Origin of the sequence: Methylobacterium sp. J-076 (assembly GCF_022829405.1) — a bacterium.
In the GTDB taxonomy this organism is placed as follows: domain Bacteria; phylum Pseudomonadota; class Alphaproteobacteria; order Rhizobiales; family Beijerinckiaceae; genus Methylobacterium.
Genome location: NZ_JAKSXW010000100.1, coordinates 1 through 18,565 on the forward strand (window position 1 = coordinate 1; position 18,565 = coordinate 18,565).

At 73.3% G+C, this 18,565-nt stretch carries 17 protein-coding genes; 8 read left to right on the forward strand and 9 right to left on the reverse strand.

Going from position 1 to position 18,565, the window contains the following annotated elements; all coding sequences use genetic code 11:
- Positions 1–19 precede the first annotated feature (19 nt).
- The gene (locus MKK53_RS09435; RefSeq protein ID WP_243928442.1) at positions 20–337 is read right to left on the reverse strand and encodes a hypothetical protein; all 318 of its coding nucleotides are present in this window, start codon (positions 335–337) and stop codon (positions 20–22) included.
- 313 nt (positions 338–650) lie between these two features.
- Here MKK53_RS09435 and MKK53_RS09440 point away from each other — a divergent pair, with 313 nt between their 5' ends.
- A complete protein-coding gene (locus MKK53_RS09440; protein WP_243928443.1) occupies positions 651–845 on the forward strand; it encodes a hypothetical protein in 195 nt (64 codons plus the stop codon).
- A gap of 158 nt (positions 846–1,003) precedes the next feature.
- On the opposite strand, the gene MKK53_RS09445 is transcribed toward MKK53_RS09440, so the two are convergent.
- The gene (locus MKK53_RS09445; protein ID WP_243928444.1) at positions 1,004–1,282 is read right to left on the reverse strand and encodes an adenylosuccinate synthase; all 279 of its coding nucleotides are present in this window, start codon (positions 1,280–1,282) and stop codon (positions 1,004–1,006) included.
- A 290-nt stretch (positions 1,283–1,572) separates the two neighbouring features.
- Here MKK53_RS09445 and MKK53_RS09450 point away from each other — a divergent pair, with 290 nt between their 5' ends.
- The 4 genes from MKK53_RS09450 to MKK53_RS09465 all read left to right on the forward strand — a co-directional run bounded on the left by MKK53_RS09450 (position 1,573) and on the right by MKK53_RS09465 (position 7,599).
- Complete coding sequence (locus tag MKK53_RS09450) at positions 1,573–1,956, forward strand: hypothetical protein (RefSeq protein WP_243928445.1); 384 nt, start codon at positions 1,573–1,575, stop codon at positions 1,954–1,956.
- A gap of 31 nt (positions 1,957–1,987) precedes the next feature.
- Positions 1,988–2,626 carry a general stress protein gene (locus MKK53_RS09455; RefSeq protein ID WP_243928446.1) on the forward strand — a complete coding sequence of 213 codons (639 nt, stop codon included), beginning with the start codon at positions 1,988–1,990 and terminating at the stop codon, positions 2,624–2,626.
- Positions 2,627–2,726: 100 nt separating this feature from the next.
- Positions 2,727–5,636: a bifunctional [glutamine synthetase] adenylyltransferase/[glutamine synthetase]-adenylyl-L-tyrosine phosphorylase gene (locus MKK53_RS09460; RefSeq protein WP_243928447.1), complete on the forward strand. Its 2,910-nt coding sequence runs from the start codon at positions 2,727–2,729 to the stop codon at positions 5,634–5,636.
- A 97-nt stretch (positions 5,637–5,733) separates the two neighbouring features.
- Positions 5,734–7,599: an ABC transporter ATP-binding protein gene (locus MKK53_RS09465; RefSeq protein ID WP_243928448.1), complete on the forward strand. Its 1,866-nt coding sequence runs from the start codon at positions 5,734–5,736 to the stop codon at positions 7,597–7,599.
- Here MKK53_RS09465 and MKK53_RS09470 read toward each other — a convergent pair.
- From MKK53_RS09470 to MKK53_RS09485, 4 genes are all read right to left on the reverse strand, one after another.
- Complete coding sequence (locus MKK53_RS09470; RefSeq protein ID WP_243928449.1) at positions 7,590–8,033, reverse strand: hypothetical protein; 444 nt, start codon at positions 8,031–8,033, stop codon at positions 7,590–7,592. The two genes, MKK53_RS09465 and MKK53_RS09470, sit on opposite strands and share 10 nt — an antisense overlap.
- A 58-nt stretch (positions 8,034–8,091) precedes the next feature.
- Positions 8,092–8,838, reverse strand: coding sequence for a transporter substrate-binding domain-containing protein (locus MKK53_RS09475; RefSeq protein WP_243928450.1), 747 nt, complete (start codon positions 8,836–8,838; stop codon positions 8,092–8,094).
- A 137-nt stretch (positions 8,839–8,975) separates the two neighbouring features.
- Positions 8,976–9,299: a cytochrome c gene (locus MKK53_RS09480; protein ID WP_243928451.1), complete on the reverse strand. Its 324-nt coding sequence runs from the start codon at positions 9,297–9,299 to the stop codon at positions 8,976–8,978.
- An 11-nt stretch (positions 9,300–9,310) separates the two neighbouring features.
- Entirely contained in the window at positions 9,311–10,522 is a 1,212-nt protein-coding gene (locus MKK53_RS09485; protein ID WP_243928452.1) for a molybdopterin-dependent oxidoreductase, read from the reverse strand.
- Positions 10,523–10,743: 221 nt separating this feature from the next.
- Between MKK53_RS09485 and MKK53_RS09490 the strand changes: the two genes are divergently transcribed.
- Both MKK53_RS09490 and MKK53_RS09495 read left to right on the forward strand, forming a co-directional pair.
- A complete protein-coding gene (locus MKK53_RS09490) occupies positions 10,744–11,676 on the forward strand; it encodes an AEC family transporter (protein ID WP_243928453.1) in 933 nt (310 codons plus the stop codon).
- A gap of 211 nt (positions 11,677–11,887) precedes the next feature.
- Positions 11,888–13,792, forward strand: coding sequence for a TRAP transporter large permease subunit (locus MKK53_RS09495; protein WP_243928454.1), 1,905 nt, complete (start codon positions 11,888–11,890; stop codon positions 13,790–13,792).
- Positions 13,793–13,914: 122 nt separating this feature from the next.
- On the opposite strand, the gene MKK53_RS09500 is transcribed toward MKK53_RS09495, so the two are convergent.
- From MKK53_RS09500 to MKK53_RS09510, 3 genes are read right to left on the reverse strand one after another with little or no spacing between them, the layout of a single operon-like run.
- Positions 13,915–14,697 carry a DUF1194 domain-containing protein gene (locus tag MKK53_RS09500; protein ID WP_243928455.1) on the reverse strand — a complete coding sequence of 261 codons (783 nt, stop codon included), beginning with the start codon at positions 14,695–14,697 and terminating at the stop codon, positions 13,915–13,917.
- A complete protein-coding gene (locus tag MKK53_RS09505) occupies positions 14,694–15,656 on the reverse strand; it encodes an FAD:protein FMN transferase (protein ID WP_243928456.1) in 963 nt (320 codons plus the stop codon). Before MKK53_RS09505 ends, MKK53_RS09500 begins: the two co-directional genes overlap by 4 nt.
- A complete protein-coding gene (locus MKK53_RS09510; RefSeq protein ID WP_243928457.1) occupies positions 15,653–17,752 on the reverse strand; it encodes a 4Fe-4S binding protein in 2,100 nt (699 codons plus the stop codon). The genes MKK53_RS09505 and MKK53_RS09510 overlap by 4 nt, the downstream gene beginning before the upstream one ends.
- 470 nt (positions 17,753–18,222) lie before the next feature.
- On the opposite strand from MKK53_RS09510, the gene MKK53_RS09515 reads away from it, so the two are divergent.
- A partial coding sequence (locus MKK53_RS09515; protein WP_409564298.1) for a porin occupies positions 18,223–18,565 on the forward strand: 343 nt, incomplete at its 3' end.

Below are 18,565 nucleotides of genomic sequence, written 5' to 3' on the forward strand. Positions count from 1 at the left end.
GTGCAGGCGGGAACAGTATCTACATAGTAAGAATATCACGAGTGCATAGGGGTCTTAGATGGGTGCGGTCAGCAGTGCAGACTTCCGCGTATGGCAAGGTACTGAACCAGTGGAAGATGACAAGATGCGATGGAATGCCGATCTGCTCGCGGCCTACGAGGCCGTCATTCTCGAATTCTGCCCCCTGCGCGAGGACGCCCTCACCGCGCCCGACGCGCAGGGCGCCCCTGACGGGGGCGCCCCACGCGTACGGCGCGGTGGGGGCGTCCTCGCACAGGCGCCAGAATTCCAGAATGCCGGCCGCGTAGGCCGCGAGCAGAACGGCGGTCCAGTGCATCGTCGAACCTCCCAGGGTTTCAGGGCTGTGGCAGCCGCGGAAACAAACCATTCTTGGTGGAGCCGTCGGAGACTCCGCTGCACCGGTATAACACAAATTTCTTAGCCAATGCTCCAAGATGCGGCAACTACGACCGGTCTGTCATGGAGGGAGACGGGGCGGGAAAACGGGTGGTCGATCGTTCACCATTCCGCGGGGTCGCGTGGATCGCGCCGCCGCGAGGATCGGTTCAGCCCCGAGGGTCACGGCCGCCCCCTCGCCCCTCTCCGGAGCGGCGCGGGCGGCGGGGCCGGCCAGCTTTGAGGGGCGCCGTATGCCGAGCGACGAACTGAAGCTTTCCGACGAGGAGTTCGACCGCCGGGCGCGGGAGCTGTTCGCGCAGGTCCGCGGCGAGCATCCGGAGGAGAAGGCCGGGCGTGCCCTGGCGACCGCCGGCGAAGCCGCGGGCGAGGTCCTTCCCGGCCTGCCCGACTGGCTTCAGGGCGCCCCCGGCGAGGACGACGCCTGAGGCCTTCGCCGGGCGGCCCGCGCGGGACCGGGGGCGGCGCAGAGGTGTCCGGCCCTAGTGCATCGATCCAGACGAAGGCGTCAGCCGTGTCTGGAAAAATTGATGTGAAACAAAAAGCTAGGGCAGAGACGCGTGAACGGAGTGAGTGCGTTTCTGCCCTAGGACGCGGTATCGATGGTGAACTCCATCCCGCGCCCCGGGCCCTGGTCGGCATAGTCGATCAGGCTCAGGCCGCGCTCGGCCAGCGTCGCCTCGACGGTCTCGCGCTCCTTGCGCACCATCTGCCCGATCGCCAGCGGCGTGAGCCGGGGGCTCGCCTGCCGCAGCCGGTCGATGCCGATGCTGGCCGGCGTGCCCTCGCCCTCGGCGATCCGGGCCAGGGCGAGGCCGAGGTCCCGCGCCTTCGTCTCCGCGGCGGATTTCGGCTTGAACGCCATGCTCACCCTCCCGAACCGGTCTCTCGGCCCATCGCCCTACCGATGCGGAGACCGGACCCCGGTCGTCAACCGGGCTTATCGTCCCGACCGCCCGACCCGGTGGATGATCCGGTCCCGGATGAATTCCATCCTTTGACGGCAAGTATAATGCCAAGCCTGAAACGTGCTTGCAGGATCTCTGTGCGCACAGACATGCGAGCTCGACCTGTGAGCTTGGCGAAGGAATAAATATCGGAACGGTTCATTGCTCGTGTCGATTGAAGGGGTCCGTGCGATCATCGGAGTCCGCCATGCGTTCTATCCCCACAGCCCTTCTCCTCGTGACGATGCTGGGCTCGGCCGCGTCCGCCCAGACCACCGTGACCGGCACGCCCGCCGCGCCCGACGCGAAGACGAGCCAGCAATCCGGTGGCCAGCAGAGCGTCACCCGGCCCAACACCGACAAGGCGTCGCCGGACGGCATGCCCGCGGGCGCCCACACCAACGCCAAGCTGGAGCCCGGTGCCAACAGCTTCACCGAGGGCGAGGCCCGCTCCCGGCTGACCAAGGCCGGCTTCACGGACCCCAAGGACCTCAAGAAGGACGACGGGGGCATCTGGCGCGGCACGGCCATGCATGGCGGCAAGTCCGTCTCGGTCGGCCTCGACTTCAAGGGCAACGTCGCCGCGCAGTGATCGTCCCGACGATCGTTCAAGGAGAAATCACATGGCCCAGCACACAGTCACCGCCCTCTACGATCGCTACGAGGATGCCAGCGCGGCCGTCTCCGCGCTGGAGACGAGCGGGATCCCGCACGCGGATATCAGCATCGTCGGCAACGACGGGGCCGACCGCTCCGCCGGCACGACCGGCGTGACCGCCGACACCAAGGAAAAGGCCAAGGACGGCACGGGAACCGGGGCGACCCTCGGCACCGTGGTCGGCGGCGCCGCCGGCCTCCTCGCCGGTCTGGGCCTTGTGGCGATTCCCGGCGTCGGGCCGGTCGTGGCCGCGGGCTGGCTCGTCGCCACCCTGACGGGGGCGGGCGTCGGTGCTGCGGCGGGTGGCCTCGCCGGTGCCCTCACCGGGGCGGGCATCAGCGAGAAGGACGCCCATGCCTACGGCGAGGGCGTCCGCCGGGGCGGCACGCTCGTCACCGCCAAGGTCGATGAGGCGCGCGCGCCCCTGGTGATGAAGACGCTGGAGCAGCATGGCCCGGTCGACCTCGACCAGAAGGCGGCGGGCTGGACCGAAGAGGGCTGGACGCCCCTGGCCGGGGCGGATCCCGCCAGCACTGGCGTCGGCGGCATGACCGATCGCGGTGCGCGCGTCCGGTCCTATCCGGGCACGGGCAGCGGCATCTGAGCCCCAGGCCCCGCGACGGCGGGGCCTGAAACGGTCTAGACCCACCGCACCGCCCTTCGGGGGAGGCACGACGCCCTCGGGTGCGGTGGGAGGTCTTGGGATGCAGAGGGACGACACCCTGCGCGCGCGGCTCCGGCCGCGGATCCGGCCGATGGCGACGCCCCTGGCCCGGGACCGGCTCGCGGAGATCGCGCCGGCCCTCGCGCCCGGCCTCCTGACGCCGCAGCTGAGCGAACTGCTGCTCGGCCTCGCCGACTTCTCCCCCTTCCTCTGGCAGGCCGTGGCCCAGGCGCCGGCCCGCTTCTCCGCCCTGGCGGAACGGTCCCCCGAGGCGGCGAACGCGGACCTCGTCGCCCGGCAGCGGGCGGCGGGGGCCTCCGGCGACCTCGCGGAGGCCGGCCGCCGGCTCCGGGCCAACCGGCGGGAGCACGCCCTCCTGGTCGCGCTGGCCGACCTCGGCGGCCTGTGGGACCTCGATGTGGTGACGCGGGCGCTGTCCGACTTCGCCGACGCCTCGGTGGGGGCGGCCCTCGACCTGCTCCTCCGGCGGGCCGCCGCCGCGGGCCGCCTGCGCCTGCCCGATCCCGACAGGCCGGCCGAGGGATGCGGGCTGTTCGTCCTGGGGCTGGGCAAGCTCGGGGCGGGCGAGCTCAACTACTCCAGCGACATCGACCTCGTGGTCTTCTACGACGGGGAGCGGGCCGGGCCGGTGGCGGGGGCGGAGGCCAAGACGGTCTTCGGCACCCTGGCGCAGGATCTCGCCAAGCTCCTGGCCCACCGCACCGCCGACGGCTACGTCCACCGGGTCGATTACCGGCTGCGGCCGGACCCCGGCTCCACCGCCCTCGCCCTCTCCACCGCCTTCGCCTTCGAGTACTACCAGTCGATTGGGCAGGACTGGGAGCGCGCGGCCTACATCAAGGCGCGCCCCGTCGCCGGGGACATCCCGGCGGCGGAGGCGTTCCTGCGCGACCTCAGGCCGTTCATCTGGCGACGGCACTTCGACTTCGCGGCCATCGCCGAGATCCACGCCCTCAAGCGGCAGATCCACGCCGTGCGGGGCTACGACGAGGCCGCCGTCGCCGGGCACAACATCAAGATCGGCCGCGGCGGGATCCGCGAGATCGAGTTCTTCGCGCAGACCCAGCAATTGGTGTTCGGCGGCCGGCAGCCGTCCCTGCGCAGCCGCCGCACCGTCGAGACCCTGGCCGGCCTCGTGGAGGCGGGCTGGATCGACGCCGCAGCGCGGGACGACTTGAGCGAGGCCTATACGTTCCTGCGCACGGTCGAGCACCGCCTCCAGATGGTGCGGGACGAGCAGACGCAGCGCCTGCCCTCCGACCCGGAGGCGCTGGAGTCCTTCGCCCGCTTCTGCGGCTTCGACGGGAGCCCTGCCTTCGAGGCCGCCGTGCTGGCCCGGACGGCCCGGGTCCAGGCCCATTACGCGCTGCTGTTCGAGGGCGAGCCGGCCGACGCCGCGGAGCGGGACCACCTCGCCTTCGGCCGGGGCGAGGCGCCGCCCGCGACCCTCGCGGCCCTGGGGCGGATGGGGTTCCGCGAGGCGGAGCGGGCCTACGGGATCGTCCACGGGTGGCAGCTCGGCCGCCATCCGGCCCTGCGGGGCGGGCGGGCCCGCGAGATCCTCGCCGACTTCCTGCCGGGCCTGCTGCGGGCCCTGGCCGGAACGCCCGATCCGGACGCGGCGCTCATCAACCTCGACCGGGCCTTCTCGCGGATGCCCGCCGCGGCCGAACTCCTGGCGATCCTGCGCTCGCACGAGCGCCTGCGCCTCCTGTTCGCCGACCTGCTGGGCGCCTCCCCGCGCCTCGCCGACGCCGTCGGCCGCAGCCCCCACATCCTCGACGCGGTGCTGGAACCGGACTTCGTCACGCCGGTCATCGCCCCGGACCTCCTCCGCCGGCAGGTGCCGGCGCTGGTCGGCGAGCCCGCGGACCACGAGGAGTTCCTCGACCGCTGCCGCGACGCGACGCGGCGGATGACCTTCATCACCGGCGCGCACCTCGTGTCCGGCCTCATCACGCCGTCGCAGGCGGGGGAGGCCTATGCCGGGATAGCCGAGGCCACGATCGGCCTCGTGCTGGAGGCGGAGACCCGGCGCTTCGCCGGGGACCACGGACCCATCCCCCGGGGCCGGTGCTGCGTCCTGGCGCTCGGGCGGCTCGGCTCGCGCCAGCTCACCGCCGCCTCCGACCTCGACCTCGTCTTCCTCTACGATTTCGACCCCGACGACCGCACCACCGGCGGGGCGCGCCCGGTGGACGCCGTGGTGGCCTACAACCGCATCGCCCAGCGCCTCGTCGCGGCGCTGACCGTCCCGACCCGGCGCGGGCGCCTGTACCAGGTCGATCTGCGCCTGCGCCCCTACGGCCGCCACTCGCCGCCCGCGGTGCAGGTCGGGGGGTTCACCGCCTACCACCGCGACGAGGCCGAACCCTGGGAGCACATGGCGCTGACCCGCGCCCGGGTCGTGGCGGGTGACGCCACCCTCGCCGCCGAGGTCGCCGCCGCGATCGCCGCGCGGATCGCCGGCCCCCGCGATCCCGCCGCGGTCTGCGCCGAGGCGGGGGCGATGCGCGCCCTCGTCACGCGGGAGCGCGGCCATGCCGGGCCGCACGACCTGAAGTACGCGCCGGGCGGCCTGTTCGACCTCGATTTCCTGGCCCAGTCCATCGTCCTTGGCGCCGGGGCGAGCGACCTCGTCGGCCTCAGCGGCGCCGGGGTCCTGCGCCTCGCGGGGGAGCGGGGGTTGATCCCGGCGGACCTGTCGGAGACCCTGGCGCAGGCCTACGGCGTGATCGAGGCCGTCTACCACTGGCAGCGATTGACCCTGGAGGACCCCGCCAAGCCCCCCCCGGCGAACGCGGCGCAGCGGATCGCCCAGGCCGTGGGCCTGCCGGACGCGCGCACGCTCGCCGCCGAATTGCGCCTCCAGCGCCGGGCGAGCCGCGCCGCGATGATCGCCCTCAAGGGCGGGCTGGCCCGGCCCTGATGCGGGGTGGGCCGCCCGGGTGCGGCGCGATGGCGTGACCCCGCCGGGGCCTTTGCCGCGTAAGCGGGGGCGCCGATCCACCCCGGATGAGAGTCCCGTGCCCCGTCCCTCCCCCACGCGGCGCCTGCTCCACGAGGCGGTCGACCAAGCGGCCCGCGCCTTCCGCCACCTGCCCGCCCTCGCCGCCCTCTCCTGGCGGGCGAGCCGGCCCCTCACCATCGCCACCGTCGGGCTGCGCCTCGTGCGGGCGCTGATCCCGGTGGCGAGCCTCTACCTCGCCAAGCTGATCCTCGACGGCGTCGTCGGCCTCCGGACGGGCCTGCCCGCCGGGGGCGTGTCCCCGGACTGGTCCGCGGATCCTCACGTCCGGCACATCGGCCTGCTGGTGGCCGGCGAGTTCGGGCTCGCCATCCTCTCAGACCTCCTGACCCGGGCGACGACCTATGCCGACGCGGTGCTGGCCGACCGCACCGGCAACGCCATCACCCTGCGCCTGATGACCCATGCCGCCACCCTCGACCTCGCGCAGTTCGAGGACAGCGCGGTGCAGGACCGGCTGGAGCGTGCCCGGCGGCAGGTGATGTGGCGGTCCAACCTCGTCGCCCAGGTCCTGGGACGGGCGCAGGATCTGGTGACGGTGCTCTCCCTGGCCGGGGGCGTCGTCGCCTTCGCCCCGAGCCTCGTCCTCCTGCTGGTCGCGGCCCTCGTCCCGGCCTTCCTGAACGAGCTGCACTTCAACCGCCACGGCTACCGGCTCGCCTTCACCCGGACGGCGGACCGGCGGGAATCGGACTACCTGCGCTACCTCGGGGCGGGCGTGGAGAGCGCCAAGGAGGTCAAGCTCTTCAACCTGTCGTTCCATCTGACGGAGCGGTTCCGCACCCTGTCCGAGCGGATGGTGGCCGAGAACGCGGTCCTGGCCGCCCGGCGCGGCCTGTGGGGCGGGCTCTTCGCCGCCCTGGGGACCACCGCCTACTACGCCGCCTACGCCCTGATCCTGTGGCGCACGATGACCGGGGCCCTGTCGGTCGGCGACCTCACCTTCCTCTCGGGGGCCTTCCTGCGCCTGCGGGGGCTGGTGGAGGGGCTACTGCTCGGCGTGTCACAGATCTCGGGGCAAGCGCAGTACCTCGACGACCTGTTCGGCTTCTTCGCCATCGCGCCCTCCATGCGGCCGCCGGAGGCGCCGGTGCCGATGCCCCGCCCGATCGCGCAGGGGTTCGTGTTCGAGGATGTCGGCTTCCGCTATCCCGACGGGGCGGGCTGGGCCGTCCGCCACCTCGACCTCACCATCCGGGCGGGCGAAGTCGTCGCGCTGGTGGGCGAGAACGGCGCGGGCAAGACCACGCTGGTGAAGCTCCTCACCCGCCTCTACGACCCGAGCGAGGGCCGCATCCTGCTCGATGGCGTGGACCTGCGGGCCTACGCCGTGGAGGACCTGCGGGCCCGCGTGGGCGTGATCTTCCAGGACTTCCTCCGCCTCGATTTCACCGCGGGCGACAACATCGCCGCCGGGCGGATCGAGGCCTCCGGCGACGGGGCGCGGATCGAGGCGGCGGCGGGGAAGAGCCTCGCGGATGCGGTGATCGCGCGGCTGCCCGGCCGGTACGCCCAGCAGCTCGGCCGCCGCTTCGAGGACGGGATCGACCTGTCCGGCGGCGAGTGGCAGAAGATCGCCATCGCCCGCGCCTACATGCGCGATGCCGAGGTGCTGATCCTCGACGAGCCCACCGCGGCCCTCGACGCGCGGTCGGAATACGAGGTGTTCCGCCGCTTCGGCGACCTCGCGCAGGGGCGCACCGCCGTGCTGATCTCGCACCGGTTCTCGACCGTGCGCATGGCCGATCGCATCGTGGTGATCGAGGGCGGCCGTGTGCTGGAGACCGGCAGCCACGAGACCCTGCTGGCGCTTTCCGGGCGCTATGCCGAGCTGTTCGCGCTCCAGGCGGCCGGCTACCGCTGAGCCCGGCCGGGCCACCGGTCGGGGATGAAGCCGGGATCGGTCAGGGCGGCGGCCACCACCGTGAACAGGCCGAGATGCAGGCAGGCCGCCGCGGCCGCCGGGGCGAGGGACGCCCACAGCGCCACCGCCCCCGCCGCCATGGCGGGCGGCCCGGCGAGGTAGGCCGCCATCCGCCACGGGGCGGCGGGCCGGGCGAGGCGCCAGAAGCAGGCCGCCAGCGCGGCGAGCGCGAACCCGCCCTTCATCGCCGCCATGAAGCGGACCACCCGCATCAGGTCGGGGTCGACGCTCGCGGCGGGGGCGCGCGCCACCGCCGCGCCGGCCCCGACGAGGGCGAGGGCCGTGAGCGCGACCAGGACGGCCCGGGCCGGACGCGCCGGCCTCGCCGGGCGATGCACGCCGGCCGATGGCTCGCAATGGACAACGGTTCGCACGCGCCCCTCCCCCGTCCGCACCGCCGCCTGGTCCCGCGCCGACCCGGCCTGACACAGTCTACGGCGCGACGGGCTCGTGGGGGAAGCCGTGCGCGTCGAAGATCCGGCGGACGAGCCCCGAGCGCTTGGCGGCCTCCAGCCACGCGGTCACGCAGGCCAGCGCCCCCGGCCGCCCCAGGGGGATGGCGACGGCGACCTGCGTCCGCTGGAACCCGCCGCGGACGATCCGGGACCCCGGCACCTGCGCCAGGACCGGCTGCAGGGTGTCGCGGGAGAGGGCGAAGGCGTCGGCCTCGCCCCGCCCCATGCGGGCGATGGCCTCCGCCACGGACGGGACGGCGACGGGCTGCGTCCGGGTCAGGGTTCGGGCGGCGGCCCGGAACGTCGTGGTCCCGTCGATGGCCAGGATCCGCGCTCCCGGCCTGTCCACCTCCGCCACGTCGGCGAGGCCGGAGGCCGCGCTGACGAGGTAGGTGCTCTCCAGATCGTAATAGCCGGGGCCGAACGCGATCACCTGCCGCCGGGTCGCGTCCACCGGCATGAAGGCGACATCGATCTCCTCCGCCTGGAGCGCCGCGGCCGACGCCCCCGAATTCGGGAAGAGGGTTTGGGCGAGGGGGAGCCCGAGCCGTTGCGCGAGGTCGGCCCCGAGATCGGCCGCCACGCCCCTGGCCGCGCCGCCGGCCGCCCGGGCGACGAAGACGAGGCCGGCGGACGGCGCCTCCACGAGCCCGACCCGGAGCGCCCCGGCCGGTGCCAGCTCGGCCTTCGCGGCGCCGTCCTGCGCGGGGGTGAGGATCGTCATGGCGGTCCGGATCGTAGCGGCGGAACGGGGGACGCGGCGCGCCCTCCGCGCCCCCTCCCCCGGTGGCCGGCGGCATGCGCCCTCCGCCCGCCGCGGGCAAGTTCGGGCATCCGCCGCCGCGCCGGTGGGCCTGCCCCTCAGTAGGTGGCCGCGAGGTAGGCGGCGATGGCCTTGGCCTGCGCCTCCTCGATCGGGGCGCGGTAGACCTTCACCATCTTCGTCACCTCGGACTCCCAGAAGGCCTGCCCCTTCCCCGGCGGCTGCATGGCGAGGTAGTCGGGCGAGTGGCAGGTCAGGCAGTTCTCCTGCGCCGCCTGGAAGCCGGCCGCGTGGGAGCCCTCCGGCGGCGCCTTCAGCTGTGCCGTCGGCTCCGGCAGGGCGTAGCGGTCCGGCGCGGCCAGGGCCGCCGTCCCGGCCAGGGCGAGGGCCACGGATATGGCGAGGGGGATCGTCTTGCGCATGTCGCTCTCCCTCAGGCCGCCGTCACGCGGGTGGTCTCGACCACGTTGCGCATGTAGCCGGCCGGGTTCCAGCGGGGCTCCATCGGCTGCGTGGTGCCGTCGCGGCCCGTCGCCCGGACCCGCAGGGCATGCGCCCCTGGCGCCAGATCGACCTCCGCGTTCCAGGGCCGGAACGCGTAGCGCCCGAGATCCTGGCCGAGGCTGGCCCGGCTCCAGCTCCGGCCGTCGTCGGTGGAGACCTCCACCGCGCCGATGCCCGAGCCGCCGTCGAAGGCGATGCCGCGCAGGGCCACCCTGCCGGCCTTCACCTGTGCGCCGTCGGCGAGGTTGGTCACGAAGGAGCGCACGGTGAGGCGGCCGATCGGCACGGTCCTGTCCGGCGCCTTGCCCGGCTCGGTGCAGGCGCAGGCGTTGTCCGGGATGCGGTAGGCGGTCTTCATCCAGAAGCCCTCGAAGGGCTTATCGAGGACGGTGATCGCGTCGAGGTGCTTGACCCAGTAGGTGCCGTAGAAGCCGGGCACCACGAGGCGCAGGGGGAAGCCGTTGAGCCAGGGCAGGTCCTGCCCGTTCATCCCCCAGGCGAGCATCACATCCCCGTCGCGGGCGTGGTCGAGGGTCAGCGCCTTGGCGAAGTCCGGCGTCTCCGGCAGGACCGGCCCGTCCAGCCCCTCGAAGGAGACCTGCACCGCCCCGGCTTTCACCCCCGCCTTGTCGAGGACCGCCTTCAGCGGCACGCCGGTGAAGCGGGCGCAGCCCATGGCGCCGTTGGCGAGCTGGCCCCCCGCCATCCGCGGTTCGAAGAAGCCGCGGGAATTGCCCGAGCACTGGTTGACGGCGACGACCTCGGTCCCGCCCATCCCCTTCAACTCGGCGAGCGACAGGGAGAGCGGGCGCTCGACGCTCCCCTTGACGCCGAGGCGGAAGGCCTCGCGGTCGATCTCCGTGGGGATGTCGGCGAGGTGGTAGCGGACGAAGAACGCGTCGTTGGGGGTGATGGCGCCCTCGTCGAACACCGCGAAGGGCGTCTCCAGCTGCGGCGGGCGGGCCGTCATCTGCAAGAGGGGGCGCTTGCCGGGATAGGCGACCAGGGGCCGCTCGCCGTTGGCGAAGGGCAGCCGTGCCGTCCCGTCGGCGGCGGCGGCCTTGCCGAGGCCGAGGCCCGCCGCCGTGAGGGCGAGGCCGCCCCCCGCCAGGAGGCCGCGCCGCGTGGGTGCAGGAATCATCGCTCCGTCCTTCTCACCGTGGCGGCGGGGTGGCCCCCTGCCGCCGGACCCGGTGTCGGCGATATTGCAGGGTCGGACCACCTGTGGAAAGCCGGCCGGCGCGCGCGGGCGCTCCCGCCCCGCGCCCCTGGGCCGTGCGGACCCTCGCCGGGCTTGACGGCACTCCGCGATGGCCGCACCAGCGCGTTTTCCGGCCCCTCGGGCCCCATCCGGACGGTGCGATGCAGGCGGTCCTGAACGCGGCGCTGCCGATCTTCTCGCTGATCCTGCTCGGGTTCCTGTGCGGGCGCTTCGGCGTCTTCACCCGCGAGGCCACGGACAACATCAACCGATTCGCGATCTACCTCGCCCTGCCCGCGCTGATCTTCACCACCATGGCGAGGATCACCCCCGCCGAGATCGGCCAGGTCGGCTTCTCGGCGGCCTTCGCCCTGGGGATCGCGGCGACCTTCGCCCTCGCCTACGGCCTCGCCCGGCGGCGGGGTGCCTCCTCCGCCGATGCCAGCATCGAGGGGCTGGACGCCGGCTACAGCAATGTCGGCTTCATGGGCATCCCCCTCTGCCTGCTCGTGTTCGGGCCGGAGGGGCTGCCCGCGGCCGTGATCGCCACCCTGTTCACGGCCTGCATCCTGTTCCTCACCGCCATCGTGATGGTGGAGTTCGACCTGCGCCGGGGTGTCGACCGGCGCAGCACCGTGCGGCGGGTGCTGCTCTCCCTGCTGCGCAACCCCCTGTTCCTCGCCCCCATCGCCGGCCTCGCCGTGGGGCTCACCGGGTTGCCCCTGCCGCTGCCCCTCGACACCTCGGCCAAGCTGCTCGGCGGGGCGGCCTCACCCTGCGCGCTGATCTGCATCGGCCTGTTCCTGGCGCAGGAGAGCGCGTTCGGCGGCGACCGGGGGCTGATCGGGCTCCTCGTCGGGCTGAAGCTGGTGGTCCAGCCGGCGGTGACGGCGCTCCTCGTCTTCTACGTCTTCCCCGTGCCGTCCCTCTGGGCGCGGGCGGCGGTGCTGCTGAGCGCCCTGCCCATCGGCTCGGGGCCCTTCACCTTGGCCAAGCTCTACGGGCTGCAGGCGCGCGTCACCTCGGGGGCGATCCTCGTCTCGCACCTCGCCTCCGTGGTGACCGTCTCGGTCCTGGTGGCGTGGCTCGGCTGAGGCCCGGGCGGCCGTAATCGGCCATGACGGACGGGCGGAAACGCCATCGGTTCCGGGGGCGGGTCGTCTGGCAGCGGCGGCGCAAGTGTGGGATTGTCCTGCGACAGACCGGCACCAGCCGGCGGCGGCCCCGCGGGGTTTCAGGGAGAGACAGGATGCGCCAGGCAGGTTTCGGCTGCCCTTTCCGGCATTTCGCGTAGGGGCGGCGGCGATGGCGATCGACATCGCGGCGGTGGAGGCCGCGGGTTCGGCCGGCCACGGCCTGGGCCTCGACGGGCCGCCCCTGCGGGCCGGGGGCTGGCTGCGCGGCCTCGACACGGCGCTGGGCTGGCTGGTGGAGGTCCCCGCCGCCCTGCTGGTCCTGGCCGAGATCGGCGTGCTGCTCTCGGGCGTCGTCAGCCGCTACGTCTTCCACGAGCCGCTGATCTGGTCCGACGAGCTCGCCGGCATCCTGTTCCTGTGGCTCGCCATGCTCGGCGCCGTCGTCGCCTTCCGCCGGGCCGAGCACATGCGCATGACCGCCCTGGTCGCCATGGCCGGCCCGCGCGGGCGCGCCTTCCTCGAAACCCTCGCCCTGGTCGCCGGCCTCGTCTTCGTCGGCCTCGTCCTCCACCCGGCCTACGAGTTCGCCGGGGAGGAGGCCTTCGTCCAGACCCCCGCCCTCGAACTCAACAACGCGTGGCGGGCCGCCGCCCTGCCCGTCGGCTTCGGCCTGATGCTGGTCATCGCCGTGCTGCGCCTCCTGGAGGCCGCGGACTGGAAGATGACGCTCGCCGCGCTGGCCACCGGCCTCGGGCTCGCCGGGGCGCTCCTGGCCGTGCAGCCGCTCCTGCCGGGCCTCGGCAACATCAACCTGCTGCTGTTCTTCGTGCTCGGGGTCGGCGCGCTGGTGTTCTCCGGCGTGCCCATCGCCTTCGCCTTCGGCCTGTCCACCTTCGCCTACGTGACGCTGACCACCGACGCCCCCTCCATGGTCGTGGTCGGGCGCATGGACGAGGGCATGAGCCACCTCATCCTCCTCGCCGTGCCGCTGTTCGTGTTCCTCGGCCTGCTCATCGAGATGACCGGCATGGCCAAGGCCATGGTCGGCTTCCTGGCGAGCCTGCTCGGGCACGTGCGCGGCGGCCTGCACTTCGTGCTGGTCGGGGCGATGTACCTCGTCTCCGGCATCTCCGGCTCGAAGGCCGCCGACATGGCCGCCGTCGCCCCCGTGCTGTTCCCGGAGATGAAGGCGCGCGGCGCCAAGGAGGGCGACCTCGTGGCCCTCCTGGCGGCCACCGGGGCGCAGACCGAGACGATCCCGCCCTCCATCGTGCTGATCACCATCGGCTCGGTGACGGGGGTGTCGATCACCGCCCTGTTCACCGGCGGGCTGCTGCCCGGCGTGGTGCTGGCGGTGACGCTGTGCGCCCTGGTCTGGTGGCGCTACCGCGGCGAGGACCTGAGCCACGTCGCCCGGCCCTCGCGGGCGGTGATCGGCCGGGCCTTCCTCGTCGCCCTGCCCGCCTTGGCCCTGCCCTTCGTGATCCGCTACGCGGTGGTGGAGGGCATCGCCACCGCCACCGAGGTCTCGACCATCGGCATCGTCTACGCCGTGCTGGCGGGGCTGCTGATCTACCGCTGCTTCGCCTGGCGCCGGCTCTACCCGATGCTGGTGACGACGGCGGCCCTGTCGGGGGCGATCCTGCTGATCATCGGCGCGGCCACCGGCATGGCCTGGGCGCTGACACAATCGGGCTTCTCGCAGACGCTGGCGGTGGCGATGAAGAGCCTGCCCGGCGGTTCGCTCGGGTTCCTGCTGGTCTCGGCGGCGGCGTTCATCGTGCTGGGCTCGGTGCTGGAGGGCATCCCGGCGGTGGTGCTGTTCGGGCCGCTGCTGTTCCCCATCGCCCGCAGCGTCGGCGTGCACGAGGTGCACTATGCGATGGTGGTGATCCTGGCGATGGGCGTGGGGCTGTTCGCCCCGCCCTTCGGGGTCGGCTACTACGCCGCCTGCGCCATCAGCCGGATCCACCCGGATGCGGGGATGCGGCCCATCGTCGGCTACATCCTGGCCCTGCTCGCCGGCCTGCTCGCCGTCATCCTCGTCCCCTGGTTCTCCATCGGGTTCCTATAGGGGCTCCTCCCACCAGCGCCACCACCCCCGTCATTGCGAGCGCCAGCGAAGCGTCACATCCGGCAGGCGGCCCTCCGCCCCTGGATGGCGTCGCATCGCTCGCAGAGACGGGGGTGAGGGGGCTATCGCCCCTTGTCTTCTTCCAACACACTGATCTCGATCACGAACTTCCGCCGCATCGCCCGGGAGAAGTCGCCGTAGCCCGCCGCCGCCAGGAGGAACGAGGCGGGGCCGCCCACGACGTGGGTCCGGTACCATTGCTCCAGGGTGGTCCGGTCCTGCGGTAGCGGGGTCGGGCGCAGGCCGTAGCCCGGCGCCCGGTAGGCGCCCGCGCCGACCACGTCGTTCTCCCCCGGCACGAGGATCGGCAGCCCGTTGATCGTCGCGCCGAGCGCCAGGACGTCCCTGCGCTCGGCCTCCATGGCGTCGGGGTCGGTGCAGTTGTCGATCCCGTCGCCGGACACGTCGATGACGATCCGGTCGGCCGGCACCGGCATCGCCGGGATCACGCTCGCCGCCACGGTGCGGAACATCTGGCCGATGCAGGTGAACTCCCCCGCCTGCCGGGGCGTGGCCCGCACGGCGGCGGCGGCCGCCGCGGCCTCCGCTCTGGTGGCGATCCGCCGCCAGGGCACCGGCATCCCCGCCCTGTCGGCCCAGGTCACCATGGCGAACAGGATGCCGCCCGGGTTGCCGGTGATCGCGGCCAGCACGCCGGGATCCTCCAGCGCCTCGGCGATGCCCTCCATCTGAAGCCGGAAGCGGGCATCGTCCACCGATTGCGAGACGTCCACGGAGACGACGAGGGCCGTGGCGACGGAGGCCTGGGCACCCTCCCCCGCCCGGACGGGGGCGAGCCCCAGCAACCCGGCCGCGAGGGCGAGGCGGGCGAGCCGCCCGCTCATGCCTTCACCGAGACGCGCAGGGCGCAGCCCCGGTGCCGCGCCACGAGGGCCCCGCCCCGCTCCGGGCCCAGCACCATGCAGGCGGTGGACAGGCCGTCCGCCAGGAGCCCCGAAGGGGCGGTCACCGTCACCGAGGCGAGGCCCCGGGGCGAGTGCCCGGTCGCCGGGTCGAAGATATGGTGGTCCGAGAAATCCGGCGAGAAGGCCATGTTGTAGTCGCCCGAGGTCGCCGCGAACCCGGTGAACGGGGCGATCACCGCCGCCACCTCCCCCCGCCGCCGGGGATCGGCGAGGCCGAGCCGCCACGGCGTGCCGTCGGGATGAGCGCCCGCGGCGCCGAACTCCCCCGTGTCCACGAAGGCGTCGGCGATGCCCCGGGCCCGGAGGGCGGCCATCACCGCATCCGCCGCATGGCCCTGGACGAGGGCGTTGAGGGTCACGGCGGTGCCGGGCTCGAGGGTGATCGCCTCCGGCGACAGCCGCACCCGCCGCCAGCCGACCCGGGCGAGGCAGTCCCGGAGCGCGGCGGGCTCGGGCCGCGCGCCCCGCTCCGCCGCCTGCGACCAGAGGGGCCAGAGGGGCTGCACGGTGGGATCGAACGCGCCCCCGGTCCTCTCCGCGAGGCCGAGGGCGAAGGCGAGCATCGTCGTGAGGGCGGCGGGCGGCGCGTCGAGGTGGCCGTCGCGGTTCAGGCGCGACAGGGCGCTGTCGGGCCGGAACAGGCTCGCCGCGTGCTCCACCGTCCGCAGGGCGGCCATGCCCTCCGACAGGGCGGCGTCGAGCGCGTCCGGGTCCGGCCCCGCGGCGGTGAGGGAGACGGTGGTGCCCAGGGCGAGCCCCGCCCGGGTCCGCACCGTCAGACCCCGGGCGCCGGCCTGGGCGCGGAGCCCGGCGATGCCGGCCGCGGCGAGGCCGCTGGCGCCGAGGAGGACCCGGCGGCGGGTGGGGCGGGCGCTCACCGGGTCGGCACCGGGCGCGGGACGATCCGCTTGGCGTGGCGGCGGGCCACCACCTGCGGCACGCACTGGCCGGGATCCTGGATGATCGTGACGCACTCCATGCACTGGAAGCACTCGGGGTAGTCGATCCGCCCGTCCGGGGCGATGGCGCCGTAGCGGCATCGGACCTTGCAGAGCTGGCACGGGGTGCCGCACTCCGCCCGGCGGGGGATCCAGTCCAGCACGCGCAGGCGCCCGGCCAGGGCGAGGCCCGCGCCGAGGGGGCAGAGGTAGCGGCAGAAACCCTTGTAGACGAAGAGGTTGAGCGCCAGCAGCCCCACGGCGTAGGCCACGAAGGGCCAGCTCCGCAGGAAGGACAGGGTGATCGCCGTCTTGAACGGCTCGACCTCGGCCATGGCGTCGGCGGCGGGCCATCCGGCGGCGGTCGCCGCGAGCAGGCCGGCGAGCACGGCGTATTTCACCGCGCGCAGAGGCCGGTCGAGCCGCGGCGGCACCGCGACCTGACGGATCCGCAGGGGACGCGCCAGCCACGCCACCAGCTCCTGCATCGCTCCGAACGGGCAGAGCCAGCCGCAGAAGGTCCCCCGGCCCCACAGGACGAGGCTGGCGAGCACGAAGGCCCAGAGCACCAGCGAGGGCGGATCGTAGAGCAGGAACGCGAAATCGTGGGTGCGGAATACGGCCCGCACCAGCCCCATCAGGGTCACGATGGACAACTGCGCCTGCGCCCCGTAGCCGACGAAGCCGACGGTGAGCGCCAGGAAGGCGAGGCGGAAGGCCGGGAACCGCCGCGCATCGGCCACGAGCCCCCTCCGCCGGGCGAGGACCGGCACGAGGAGCGCGAGCATCCCGGCGATCCCCGCGAGCGCCGGGAGGCGGGCGCGCCAGGACTCGGTCCAGTCCGGTCCCTCCTGGGCGGCGACGCGGGCGAAGAGATCGCCCGGCAGCGTCGTCTCCACGCTGAAGTCGCGGGCGATCTTCTCGGACAGGATCTGGCCGCGCTCGCGCACGATCCTGTCGGTGAGCGTCCATGGGGCGGAGGGGTCGAAGCCGGCGGCGGAGTCGATCCGGAGGATCGTCCAGTCGCCCGCCGGCAGGCCCTCCCCGAGGCCGGCGCCCCGGCGCTCCACCGCCATGTCGCGGGCGTTCACCACGAGGCCGCCCTGCGAGACCGAGACCCGCTCCGGCACGGAGCCGAGGACGAAGGTCTCGCCCAGCGGGTTCTCCGCCGCGTCGGCGGGGCCGGCGCTCAGCACCATCACCGCGTGGTTGCCGGGGCCGAGCTCGTGCATCAGCGCCGCGTGGCGCGCCGCGCCGAGGAGGTTGCGGCCGATGGAGGGTACGTCGAGCAGGGCCACGTACAGGTCCACGACGGCCTCGCCGGGCGCGCCCTCCCCTCCCTCCTCGACCCCGGTGCCGCGGAAGGCCCGCGCCGCCTCGCCCCGCGTGACGGTCAGCCGCCGGACCCAGCCGCGGGACAGGAGGGCGTCGAAGCCGAGGGGCTCGAACAGGTCCGGCTTCGCCTCGACGCTCAGGCCGACATTGGCCGCGCCGAAACCGAGCTTGCCCCGCGCCACCGCCAGGGCCGAGGCCAGGATCGACTGGTTGATCGTCCGGGTCGAGGCGGTCGCCATGGCGATGCCGTCGACGGTGGTCTGGGCCGAAGCCCCCGCAGCCCGGGCGTTGGGGCGCCCGACCCGGATCGGCTGCCGGGCGGACAGGCCGGCATACTGTTCCACGAAGGCGAACAGGGGCTCCGGGCCGAGCCCTTCGAGGAAGACCGGCTCCCGGTGGGAGAGCACCTTCACGTCGCGGAAGTTGCCGTCGGGGGCGAGGGCGATCAGCAGGTCGGGGGGCGTGCCGCCGAAGCCGGGGATCGGCGCGAAGTCGATGGATTCGAACGCGTAGGCGAAGACCTCGTAGGAGCCCGCCTGCTGCTTCAGGATCGGCCAGACCGGGAGGGCGTCGTCCTTCTCGCCGACGACGAGGGGCGGCGGGAACTGGCGGGCGATCCCCGCCCGGTCGAGCTCCCCCGCCCCGGCCGCCGGGACGAGGGCCGCGAGGGCGAGGGCGAGGACGGCGAAGAGGACGGCCATCCCCCCGGGGCGCCCAGGGCCGGACACTCGCATGCGCAGCCGTCTCCGGGGCGGCCCCGCGCCGCCCCCCGCGTGTCCTCGATCGTTGCGGGCACGATAGGGCGCGGCCGGCATCCCCCGATATTGGACCAAAGGCCAGGGCGCCCCCTGGCGCGGGCCCGGCCGCCCGAGCCGCCAGGCTTGCGACCGGCGCCGGTTTCCCAGGTGGTGATGACCCGGCTATCCATCGCTATTGTAATCTGCAGTTGATATTTCGCGTATTACTCAACTCAAGCCATGTATATCTATGTCTTATTTAGGCAAAAGCGCCGTGTTCGCCGGGTTTGAAAAAGATTTGAAGGTTTAAAATGGCCGGGCGACACGCTTAACCTCGCTGCGCCGGATGCCCGTCGATAGCGCTGCTTGCGAATGAGTCGGGACGAGGGTGACGGAATTCGCATGGCGCCGCTCGCGAGGGGGCTCAAGCGTCGATGTCTTTGGCAGCCAAGGTCGTGACCGAACGAGCTCTTCGACATGCCGGGATCGAGACCGGGACATCGAAGAACTCAGCGGCCGTTAGATTGGAGATCATGATGAATCGTATGAAGACATGGCTGCTCGGCTCGGCCGCAGCCCTGGCCTCGGTCGGCGCCGCCCAGGCCGCCGACCTGCCGGTCAAGAAAGCGGTCCCGGTCGAGTTCGTCCGTGTGTGCTCGGCCTACGGCGCCGGCTTCTTCTACATCCCCGGCACCGACACCTGCCTGCGCCTCTCGGGCCGCGCCCGCTTCGAGTACGGCTACCAGGCCCCCCTCAGCCGCGGCCAGGGCAACGGCG

What these genes read in the sequence shown, in the direction of transcription:
- MKK53_RS09475 (WP_243928450.1), bottom strand. Translation starts at nt 8,838, where the DNA reads ATGACGATCCTCACCCCCGCGCAGGACGGCGCCGCGAAGGCCGAGCTG.
- MKK53_RS09455 (WP_243928446.1), top strand. Translation starts at nt 1,988, where the DNA reads ATGGCCCAGCACACAGTCACCGCCCTCTACGATCGCTACGAGGATGCC.
- MKK53_RS09485 (WP_243928452.1), bottom strand. Translation starts at nt 10,522, where the DNA reads ATGATTCCTGCACCCACGCGGCGCGGCCTCCTGGCGGGGGGCGGCCTC.
- MKK53_RS09480 (WP_243928451.1), bottom strand. Translation starts at nt 9,299, where the DNA reads ATGCGCAAGACGATCCCCCTCGCCATATCCGTGGCCCTCGCCCTGGCC.
- MKK53_RS09500 (WP_243928455.1), bottom strand. Translation starts at nt 14,697, where the DNA reads ATGAGCGGGCGGCTCGCCCGCCTCGCCCTCGCGGCCGGGTTGCTGGGG.
- MKK53_RS09495 (WP_243928454.1), top strand. Translation starts at nt 11,888, where the DNA reads ATGGCGATCGACATCGCGGCGGTGGAGGCCGCGGGTTCGGCCGGCCAC.
- MKK53_RS09435 (WP_243928442.1), bottom strand. Translation starts at nt 337, where the DNA reads ATGCACTGGACCGCCGTTCTGCTCGCGGCCTACGCGGCCGGCATTCTG.
- MKK53_RS09490 (WP_243928453.1), top strand. Translation starts at nt 10,744, where the DNA reads ATGCAGGCGGTCCTGAACGCGGCGCTGCCGATCTTCTCGCTGATCCTG.
- MKK53_RS09445 (WP_243928444.1), bottom strand. Translation starts at nt 1,282, where the DNA reads ATGGCGTTCAAGCCGAAATCCGCCGCGGAGACGAAGGCGCGGGACCTC.
- MKK53_RS09440 (WP_243928443.1), top strand. Translation starts at nt 651, where the DNA reads ATGCCGAGCGACGAACTGAAGCTTTCCGACGAGGAGTTCGACCGCCGG.
- MKK53_RS09450 (WP_243928445.1), top strand. Translation starts at nt 1,573, where the DNA reads ATGCGTTCTATCCCCACAGCCCTTCTCCTCGTGACGATGCTGGGCTCG.
- MKK53_RS09510 (WP_243928457.1), bottom strand. Translation starts at nt 17,752, where the DNA reads ATGGCCGTCCTCTTCGCCGTCCTCGCCCTCGCCCTCGCGGCCCTCGTC.
- MKK53_RS09460 (WP_243928447.1), top strand. Translation starts at nt 2,727, where the DNA reads ATGCAGAGGGACGACACCCTGCGCGCGCGGCTCCGGCCGCGGATCCGG.